11 protein-coding genes are annotated in these 8,608 nt (G+C 62.4%); 9 read left to right on the top strand and 2 right to left on the bottom strand.

Translation table 11 applies throughout. The features are described 5' to 3' along the window. The first annotated feature begins 15 nt into the window (after nucleotides 1-15). The 4 genes from YP76_RS08760 (at nucleotide 16) to YP76_RS08745 (ending at nucleotide 4,117) form a co-directional block, all read left to right on the top strand. Nucleotides 16-597 (top strand): septal ring lytic transglycosylase RlpA family protein, encoded by a 582-nt coding sequence (locus YP76_RS08760; protein ID WP_046763167.1) that lies wholly within the window; start codon nucleotides 16-18, stop codon nucleotides 595-597. Nucleotides 598-1,117: 520 nt separating this feature from the next. Further along, nucleotides 1,118-1,453, top strand: coding sequence for a UrcA family protein (locus tag YP76_RS08755; RefSeq protein WP_046763166.1), 336 nt, complete (start codon nucleotides 1,118-1,120; stop codon nucleotides 1,451-1,453). A gap of 301 nt (nucleotides 1,454-1,754) precedes the next feature. After that, on the top strand, nucleotides 1,755-3,200 hold the full coding sequence (locus tag YP76_RS08750; protein WP_084733076.1) for a glycosyltransferase family 2 protein: 1,446 nt from the start codon (nucleotides 1,755-1,757) through the stop codon (nucleotides 3,198-3,200). Then, the gene (locus YP76_RS08745; protein ID WP_046763165.1) at nucleotides 3,197-4,117 is read left to right on the top strand and encodes a hypothetical protein; all 921 of its coding nucleotides are present in this window, start codon (nucleotides 3,197-3,199) and stop codon (nucleotides 4,115-4,117) included. Before YP76_RS08750 ends, YP76_RS08745 begins: the two co-directional genes overlap by 4 nt. Before the next feature lie 93 nt (nucleotides 4,118-4,210). Here the strand turns inward: YP76_RS08745 and YP76_RS08740 are convergent, their stop codons facing one another. Beyond that, entirely contained in the window at nucleotides 4,211-4,954 is a 744-nt protein-coding gene (locus tag YP76_RS08740; protein WP_046763164.1) for a LytR/AlgR family response regulator transcription factor, read from the bottom strand. Beyond that, the gene (locus YP76_RS08735) at nucleotides 4,955-6,067 is read right to left on the bottom strand and encodes a sensor histidine kinase (protein WP_046763311.1); all 1,113 of its coding nucleotides are present in this window, start codon (nucleotides 6,065-6,067) and stop codon (nucleotides 4,955-4,957) included. It lies immediately after the preceding gene. A 148-nt stretch (nucleotides 6,068-6,215) separates the two neighbouring features. Between YP76_RS08735 and YP76_RS08730 the strand changes: the two genes are divergently transcribed. From YP76_RS08730 to YP76_RS08710, 5 genes are all read left to right on the top strand, one after another. Next, nucleotides 6,216-6,440: a hypothetical protein gene (locus YP76_RS08730; protein WP_046763163.1), complete on the top strand. Its 225-nt coding sequence runs from the start codon at nucleotides 6,216-6,218 to the stop codon at nucleotides 6,438-6,440. Nucleotides 6,441-6,525: 85 nt separating this feature from the next. Then, complete coding sequence (locus tag YP76_RS08725; protein WP_046763162.1) at nucleotides 6,526-6,774, top strand: hypothetical protein; 249 nt, start codon at nucleotides 6,526-6,528, stop codon at nucleotides 6,772-6,774. 77 nt (nucleotides 6,775-6,851) lie between these two features. Continuing rightward, nucleotides 6,852-7,196 (top strand): winged helix-turn-helix domain-containing protein, encoded by a 345-nt coding sequence (locus YP76_RS08720; protein ID WP_232307490.1) that lies wholly within the window; start codon nucleotides 6,852-6,854, stop codon nucleotides 7,194-7,196. A 217-nt stretch (nucleotides 7,197-7,413) separates the two neighbouring features. Continuing rightward, a complete protein-coding gene (locus YP76_RS08715; protein ID WP_046763161.1) occupies nucleotides 7,414-7,962 on the top strand; it encodes a hypothetical protein in 549 nt (182 codons plus the stop codon). A 198-nt stretch (nucleotides 7,963-8,160) separates the two neighbouring features. Next, nucleotides 8,161-8,544, top strand: a complete 384-nt coding sequence (locus YP76_RS08710) for a hypothetical protein (RefSeq protein WP_046763160.1) — start codon at nucleotides 8,161-8,163, stop codon at nucleotides 8,542-8,544. Nucleotides 8,545-8,608 lie beyond the last annotated feature (64 nt).

Here is an 8,608-nt window from a genome sequence, read left to right as displayed (position 1 = left end):
GGTTAGGGCTGGGGGATGAGCGGGATTTCGGTTCGGATGCGATGCGGGGCGCTGGCCGTGGCGGTCGCGCTGGCGGGGTGTGGCGGGGGCGTCAAGTTCCGGCCGGTGAGCGATGTGCCGGTGCGGGTGGGGAAACCCTATACGGTGCGCGGGGTGACTTATGTGCCGGCGGCCGATCCCACCTACGACTATCTGGGTTATGCCAGTTGGTATGGGCATGAGAGCGGGAACCAGACGGCCAATGGGGAGCGCTTCGTACCCAGGGCGGTGACGGCGGCGCATACGACGCTGCCGCTGCCGAGCTATGTCGAGGTGACGTCGCTGGATACGGGGCGGACCATCCTGGTGCGGGTGAACGATCGCGGGCCTTTTGCCGGGCAGGGGCGGATCATCGACCTGTCGCGCGGCGCGGCGGAGCAACTGGGGATCAGGGCGACGGGCCATGCGCCGGTCAGGGTGCGAGTGGTGGAGCCGCCGGAGAAGGACAAGCGCAAGCTGCGCGAGGGGCAGGAGGCGCCGTCGCGGCCTGCGGTCGACGCGCGGACGCTGGTCGATTTGCGGGCGCAACTGGCGGCGGGCGGCGGGGCTGCGATGTGATGTCGTTCGTCGACGGGCTGCTGCGGTTTGTCGTCCGTGGATGCCGCCGGGCGGGGCGGGTCGGCGGATCATCGAATGGGGAAAACGGTCCTGCTTCGCCCGCGCTATGATGCGTGCCGACACAGCGACGACCCGATACGGTTCCGGCCGGTGTGAGGTTGCCCTGTCGATAACAGTTTGAAGTCCCGGAGAGCCCGACAGCTTCCTGGATGCACCCCCGGCCTATCCCTTGCGCCGGGGGTGTTTTTTGTGTCGCGCGCTTGTTGAACATTTGTAATTTTCCGCTACGGAAAGCTTGTTTTTTTGGCGTAAAATTGTCGTTCGTCCAAGCTGGACTGCATTTGGTCGACAGGGGCGTCGTTGGCCGACGGGAAGGGGCGCCGGTCGAAAGCGGAAGGCGGTGCACGGGCAGCGGGCGTAAACCGGATGGGCGAAGACAGAGACGATGATCTGTTGAGGCCCTCTCTTCTCTTCGCTTGAGGTTCGCCGCGCGCGGACGAGAGTTGAGGAGATGAGTGCCATGATCGCCGCGAAGATAATCGCTGCCGCCGCATTGCTGGGCGTTGCCGGGACGGCTTCGGCCGTCGAATTCCAATCCAACGGCAAGACCGCCGACGTCCGTTATCATGACCTGGACCTGTCCAGCGCAAAGGGCCAGGATGTCCTGAAGGCGCGGATCTGGCGGGCGGCCTGGAAGGTCTGCGAGCATGGTTCGACTTCCGCCGAGATCAAGAAATGCCAGTCGGTGGCTGCCGCGCATGTGCGCAGTTCGGTGGAACTGGCGATCGCCAAGGCCAATAATGGCGAACGCTATGCGGATATGGCCAAGGACAAGCCGCTGGGCGCCGGGAACTGAGATTTTCCGCTTTGGTGATGGAGCAAAGGCCTGGGGAGACCCGGGCCTTTTTGTTTGGATGCGCCAGGCCGCTGACGAAATTGCCATTCCGGCCTCGCCTTTGGTGATCTCAAAGCGGACTCGCTCGCCGTAAGGCTGACCTAGCCGAGATCCGATCACCACTGAATAGCGCGCAATGATGTGCGCCCCCCCCCTCCCCCCCAGGAGAAAACGGCAGGTGGAAATGCATTGCCCAGAGTATGAGACCATTTGGCGACGATGTTAACCATATCGGAATTTATTGCACTTATCGCCCGAGTATATGGACGATATTTTTTCTCATCCACAGGGCGGTGAATTGACGCGGGATGGCTTTGACGAGCCAGGCCTCGAATCTCCAGTTGACGTATCCCCTGAACAAATACGGCGGTTCGAAGCGGAACGGCGTCGATTTTATCTGTCGGTTCGTGCAAAATTCGCTCTATCCATCACTATCGCGGTGGCTTGGACCACTCTCAGCATATGGCTCTCCCAGCGCTGGCTGAACGATCTGGCCATGGTCGCGGGATGGGCTGTCGCGCTGATCGTGATCGGCTTCATTGCCTATGTGCCCGGGTTCATGAATGCCTTTCTCATCTCGACCCTGCTGCTTGATCGCAAGCCGCCGCTAAGACCGATAGCCGAATATCCCGGCCTGACCGTGTTGGTAGCAGCCTATAACGAAGCGGCCGGGATCGCTGACACGCTGACGAGCCTGGCAAGGCAGGATTATACCGGCCCCTATCAGGTCATCATCCTCAACGATGGATCGAGCGACAATACGGCCGACATCGTCCGGGAACAGCTCGGCAAGCTTTCGATGCCGCCCAACGCCTCATTTCGTCTGATGGATTTTGAGAAGAACCGCGGGAAATCCGCCGTTCTCAACGATGGACTTGCCGCCGCGCGGTATGACTTGATCGCCACGGTCGATGGCGATTCATGGGTGCGCAGCGACGGACTTACCAACATTGTCGGACGGCTGTTGTCCGATCCTGCCGATACGCAGGCCGTTGCTGGAGCCGTGATGGTGCGCAATTCGCGCGTCAACCTGCTTACCCGCGCACAGGAGTGGGACTATTTCCACGGTATCGCTGCCGTCAAGCGTATGCAGGGCATGTACCACGGCACGCTGGTCGCGCAGGGCGCGTTCTCCCTTTATCGCCGTGAGGCATTGGAAGAGGTCGGAGGGTGGCCCGAAAGGGTGGGCGAGGATATTGTCGTCTCCTGGGCTATGCTGGCTCGCAGGGCGCGCATTGGCTATGCCGCCAACGCCTTTGCGTTCACCAATGCACCAGAAAAATTCCGCCAGTTCGCGCTTCAGCGGAAGCGCTGGTCGCGCGGGTTGATGGAGGCGTTCAAGCTCTATTGGCCGCTGCTTTTCAAAATGCGGATGACGACGCTGTTCATCTGGTGGAATGTCCTCTTCTTGCCTCTGGACCTTGTTTACACCTTCGTCTTCATTCCAGGAATCATTCTGGCGCTGTTCGGCTATTTCTGGATCGCAGGTCCGTTGACGCTGGCGGTCCTGCCGCTCGCGGCGCTCTGGAACACGGTCATCTTTCGAATCCAGAAAGATGTGTTTGAAAGCGAGCACATGAGGGTCCGTCGAAATCGCGGCGGATTCCTATTCTATGCCCTTGCCTACAGCCTGGTCATGCAGCCGGTGTGCGTGTGGGGCTATCTCGTTGAATTGATAGGATTGCGTAAAGCGTGGGACACAAAATGAAGACCAACCATGTCGTCGCTACGATCGTTGTCGCCGGCTTCTGTGGCGCCCCCGCTTTCGCTCAATCGGCTGACGGTCAGCCGTTCAGTCACGCCGTGAGCGCCGATCTGTTCGCCTCGACCGATGCGGACAATACGGAAGTGTATCGCGCAGGTGTGAACCTCGACTTCAAATATCGGGGGGAAGAGCAGCTTCTGGGCGTTCGCTATGAGCAAGCCTGGTACAAGCCGCTCGGTCAACGGGCGAGAACCCGGGAACGCGGCTTCCTGCGCTATGCCGACAAGGGCAAGGATTGGGCGTGGACCAGCCAGATCGGCACGGACGGACATACGGTACTGGGTTCTGCCAGCATCCACAACAATGCCAAGTTCCGGCAGGAATATTTTGTGGAGCGGGACATTGTCGAAACACCGCGTGGTGTGGATGAGGGCATTTATTATACGTTCGTTGGCGCTGCGCTCGATCTGCCGGTAGACAAGAATAACGGCTTCACGCTTGTGGGTGGCGTCCAGGAATTCACAGGCAGGAACGTTCGTCTTCACGCCCGGGGAACATATACCCATTCGATCAAATCGGATTGGGGCCTTAGCTTCCAGCTACGATCGCGTTATTACCACAGTACGCACCCGCGCGAATTCGATTATTATTCTCCCCGCTATTATCTCCAAATCCTTCCCGTGGTGCAGATGCGGCGTTATTCGGGCGGCTGGCGATATCTGTTGGCGGCCGGCATCGGTGGTCAGCGCGATGCCGTGACTGACTGGACGCAGTCCCGGTTCGCCGCGGCGGAGATGACCAGCCCGGCGAACAAACGTGGGTGGTTCATCAAGGCAGCGGCTCAATACAGCAACACCCCTCTGCGCACGGGAATATACGATTATGGCCAGCTGATGTTGGGTGTCGGGAAGAGGTTTTAGGTCTCCTGACGAGGCTGGGTGTAATGGCAGGTCCGTCGTTTATCTGATCCAAAAGCGGGTGGTCTCTTAGCCACCCAAACCCGCTCCGATCGATCAGCGCCCGGTCATGGCGCGGGCGTTGGCGAGATAGGTGCGGCCGATGCGGATTTCCGTGTCGTCGACCAGGCAGGCGGACCAGACGCCGCTGCCATCGTGGCGAAGGCGCGCGATATGGTCGCGGCGCACGATATGCGATCGGTGCAGGCGGACGAACTGCTGCGGGTCGAGCCGGTTTTCCAGCGAGCTGATCGTCTGGTGCAGCAAATAGCTGTTCTGCCCGACATGCAGGCGCATATAGTCGCGTTCCGCCTCGATCCGGTCGATCTGGACCGCGCCGATGCGCACCAGTTCGGACCGGTGCGGGACCCAGAATTCCTCTGCCCATTCGCTCTCCGCCTCCATGCTGGTCGCAGGGGAGGGCGCGGCGCGGTTGCCGAGCGCCTGTTCCACCCGGTCGACCGCGCGGGCAAGGCGTTCATGGGCGACGGGTTTAAGCAGATAATCGACGGCGGCAAGGTCGAAGGCCTCGACCGCGAACCCCTCGAACGCGGTCACGAAGATCACCGCCGGGCAGATGCCCATGCGGGAGGTCGCCCGCGCCACGCCGATGCCGTCGAGCAGCGGCATCGCGATGTCCAGCATCACCAGATCGGGCTCCAGCCCCTCGATCAGCCGCAGGGCCGCCTCGCCGTCGCTGGCCGTGCCGACCAGGGCGATGCGCGGTTCGCGGGCGCAGAGCATCTGGAGCCGCTCCACCGCGAGCGGCTCGTCGTCGACGATCAGGGTGCGGATGGCCATTCAGATATTCCTGCGGATGACGGGCAGGGTGAGGTCGACCGCGAAACCGCCGCCGGTGCGGGGACCATAGTCGATGCGCCCCTTATCGCCGAAACGCGCGGTCAGGCGGTCGCGCACATTGGCAAGGCCGATGCCGCTGCCCGCATCGGCATCGCTAGGCGGCTTGTCGCCATTATCGGTGACGCTGAGGTGGAGTATGCCCTCCTCCTCCCGCGCGGCGATGGTGATGGTGACGGGGCTGGACGTGCGCGACACGCCATATTTGATCGCATTTTCGACCAGCGGTTGCAGGATGAGGCCGGGTACGCAGGCATTGAGCAGCCTGTCGGGTATCCGGATGCTGGTCGACAGGCGATCCGGGAAGCGCACCGCTTCGATATCCAGATAGAGTTTCTGGAGATGCACTTCCTCCTCCAGCGAAACATCCTCCAGCGGGTCGCCGGTGAGGCTCGTGCGGTAGAAATTGGAGAGGGAGAGGATCATCTGTTCCGCTTCGTCGCGCCGGTTCTTCATCACCAGTGACGAGAGCGAATTGAGCGTGTTGAACAGGAAATGCGGGTTCACCTGGTAGCGCAGCGATCGCAGTTCGGCCTGTTGCGCGGCGCGTTCCAGCCGGTCGGCGCGGCGTTCCACCCGATGCGCCTCGCTGGCATAGGACAAGGCGAGGTAAAGGCCGGCCCAGGCGGCGAGGAAGAAATAGCGGCTGATCGCGTCCTCCACGATCTGGGTCAGGGCGAAACCCTGTTCGCTGGCATATTTCTGGTAATCCGCGTCGGGGAAGAGCGAGGCCGGATCATAGATGTTGAAGACGTAGAAATTGGCTGCCGCCGTCGCCAGCGCGAAGGGGGCGGCCAGGGTGAAGGCGGCGACGATGCGGGTCGCCAGCGGTTTGCGGTCGAACCGGCGCAGGCAGAGATAGAGGACCCAGGTGACGACGATGCCGATCACCGTCACCACGGCGCGGCGCGCGGCCATGGCCCCCTGCGCCTCGAACCCCATGACCGAGGCGCGCAGCGTCACCAGCACCGCATAGAAGAACCAGAAACCCAGTATCGAATAGAGTGCGACCGTCGGCGGCACGCCCGGCTCGCCGTCTTCATTCTTTATGCTCATGGGCGAAAGTCTAGGCCAAGCGGTCCGCGCTGTCGCCCCTTGGCGGTGAAGCTGGTCGAAGGGTTCCATGCGTTGGTCGATGAGCGCGTCGGTCGAGGGGGCGGAACCGGCCGCCGCGCTGGCCCGTTGATCGGAAAAGGAGAGAGCCATGACCGACAAGACCGATATCCGTCCCAACAGCCGCGAGGAAGCGGGCGACAAGCGGCCCACCGACGAGCAGGACCATGCCATCACCCCTGAGGAGAAGCTGGACGAGGGCCTGAAGGATTCGATGGACGCGTCCGACCCGCCGTCCGCCACCGCGCCGGGCGACCATGGCGATCCGGTGCCGTCTTCCGGCTTTCCCGGGGGCAAGGAGAAGGACCGGCGATAGACGGAGCGGGAAATCGTGATATGATCGTTTTTCGCAAGGGGCCGCCCCGATGTGGCCCCTTCGCAGGTGAGAGGAGCCAGTTCATATGCCGACTTCCGCTACTCCCGCGATCGAACGCATTGCCCGTGTCCTGGCCGGGCGCCAGCTCAGCCTGAACGGCGAGGGCAGCGATCCGCACGCGGCGGGCGCAGTCGATGCCAGTTGGCAGAACCATGTCGATGACGCCTATGCGATCCTGCACACATTGCGCGAACCCGATGCGCAGATGGCGCAGGCGGGCGACGTGACGGTGTGGCGGAGCATGATCGGGGCCGTGCTGGAGCGGCGGGCCTGAAGGCGTAGCCGTTTCGCGGGAAAGGCGCATTGGCCTCTTCGCGCCGCCATGGCATAGGCGACGCTATGGTTGGGCCGATGTTGAAGATCAAGATCCAGATTTATTGCGGCGAGGAAATCGCCATGGGGCCGGGCAAGGCCGACCTGTTGGACGCCATCGCCGGCGAAGGGTCGATTTCCGCTGCCGGGCGCAAGCTGAAGATGAGCTATCGCCGCTGCTGGTTGCTGGTGGACGTCATGAATCGCTGTTGGACGACGCCGGTGGTCGCCACCTCGACCGAAGGGGCGCGTCTGACCCCATTCGGGCAGGCATTGCTGGCGCGCTACCGTGCCTTGCAGGCTGCGGCGCAGGAAGGGGCGGCGGTGCACTGGCCGGAACTGGCCGGGATGCTGCGGGCCGAACCGCTGGCCGCGCAGGAGTGAGGGCGCGGTAAAGGGCCGAAAATGTGCCATGCGCGAGAGTGCCGGCGGACATTCCTGCCGTGGCGCTTATCCATTGGGCGCATTCACAAAAATTACATGTTGCACCGCACAAGGAAAAATGATTCCCTGTGTCTGTCGGGGCAACCGGCGCTTAATCTTGTAGAAACCATATTGGGCGCATGGTTTGTCGGTCGACTTAAAGTCGGAGGGCATGAGCATGGGCACGAGTGCAAGACCTGCGGACGGGGCCATCACACTGGCGGAATTGCGTGAATTCGCCAGCTTCCCGGCCGCCACGCAGCGCTATATCCGAAGATCGCTGGATATCGGCCTCCATCGGCGCGATGCGATGAAGCTGTGGTCGCGCGACATGGTGGAGGAAGCCAGCATCCGTGCGCAGGCGCGGATTTACGGCCGCCTTGAGGAGATCAAGGCCCGCGTGCCCGATGACAGCGGCCTCGATCAGATGGAGCCGTTCATGGCGCCGCTGGTGACGATCTCCGCCTTCGACCTGGGCCAGGATCGGCTGAGCAGCTTTTCAGCCTATCGCTTTCTCTACGAGCGGTTGCTGGGGGCGGGGGCGCGGCCGTGGCTGCCGGGTGCCTTCTGCGCGGCCGCGAGCCTGCCGCATCTGCATCCCGAAAAGCGCCGCGCGCTGCTCCAGTCGATCAGTGAGGCAGCGGCGACCGCCGTGGGCTGGTCGAACCGGGAGCCGACCTTCTATCCCGAATGGGTCGAGAAGGTGGATCTGAGCAAGGCGAACTGACGCTTTACCGCGCATGCCCGTCCGGGGGGAGGGGCATGCGGATTGCTCCCGTTCCCGCGCGGTGACGGCGATCTCCGGCATGGCTGGGGTGGGGTGAAGAGCTCAGCTTCTTCTAGGATGATGCCGATATCCCGACGTTCGGCATCGAGCATCCGGCCATGCTCGGCCATCCGTTCCGCGGGGTCCGGTCCGAAGTCAATGACGAGGTGGCTGATCAGGTCGCGCGCCGGCGAGGCGACTTGGAACAAGGCGTTGCTGCTGCTTGAGCGGAGCGGTTTCCCCGAGGGGGCCTGCCACAGCTTCTCCTACAGTCCGCTGCACATAGCCGAGGGAGCGGTCGGTGGGCTATTGTGCATCGTTAACGAGGAGACCGCATTAAAGAGGAGACTGCGCGCATCATCGGCGAACGCCGTCTCGAAACGCTGCGCGGGCTTTGATCATCTGATTAGCTTGGTCGAATGGGCTGAACCGTTCTTGAGGCCGAACGCCGACGGGAACGCGACCGTTCGCATTTCATCGGGGTCGACGATCGGACAGGGGAATGGCTTCAGGATTTCAGCGCATTTGAGCGTAAGCGGCTGATTTTCGGGAAGAATCCATGGATAAAGGAGATGGACCAATTTCCTGGTTCACCATCCATCCCATC

Origin of the sequence: Sphingobium chungbukense, assembly GCF_001005725.1 — a bacterium.
Classification (GTDB): domain Bacteria; phylum Pseudomonadota; class Alphaproteobacteria; order Sphingomonadales; family Sphingomonadaceae; genus Sphingobium; species Sphingobium chungbukense.
Note: the sequence above shows the minus strand (reverse complement) of the source record. Positions and strands in the feature narration are given on the sequence as shown.

Bases quoted from the DNA above. Each gene is read 5' to 3' on its own strand.
- YP76_RS08715 (WP_046763161.1), top strand. From the start codon at position 7,414: ATGGGCACGAGTGCAAGACCTGCGGACGGGGCCATCACACTGGCGGAA.
- YP76_RS08755 (WP_046763166.1), top strand. From the start codon at position 1,118: ATGATCGCCGCGAAGATAATCGCTGCCGCCGCATTGCTGGGCGTTGCC.
- YP76_RS08735 (WP_046763311.1), bottom strand. From the start codon at position 6,067: ATGAGCATAAAGAATGAAGACGGCGAGCCGGGCGTGCCGCCGACGGTC.
- YP76_RS08740 (WP_046763164.1), bottom strand. From the start codon at position 4,954: ATGGCCATCCGCACCCTGATCGTCGACGACGAGCCGCTCGCGGTGGAG.
- YP76_RS08745 (WP_046763165.1), top strand. From the start codon at position 3,197: ATGAAGACCAACCATGTCGTCGCTACGATCGTTGTCGCCGGCTTCTGT.
- YP76_RS08750 (WP_084733076.1), top strand. From the start codon at position 1,755: ATGGACGATATTTTTTCTCATCCACAGGGCGGTGAATTGACGCGGGAT.
- YP76_RS08730 (WP_046763163.1), top strand. From the start codon at position 6,216: ATGACCGACAAGACCGATATCCGTCCCAACAGCCGCGAGGAAGCGGGC.
- YP76_RS08710 (WP_046763160.1), top strand. From the start codon at position 8,161: ATGACGAGGTGGCTGATCAGGTCGCGCGCCGGCGAGGCGACTTGGAAC.
- YP76_RS08760 (WP_046763167.1), top strand. From the start codon at position 16: ATGAGCGGGATTTCGGTTCGGATGCGATGCGGGGCGCTGGCCGTGGCG.
- YP76_RS08725 (WP_046763162.1), top strand. From the start codon at position 6,526: ATGCCGACTTCCGCTACTCCCGCGATCGAACGCATTGCCCGTGTCCTG.
- YP76_RS08720 (WP_232307490.1), top strand. From the start codon at position 6,852: ATGTTGAAGATCAAGATCCAGATTTATTGCGGCGAGGAAATCGCCATG.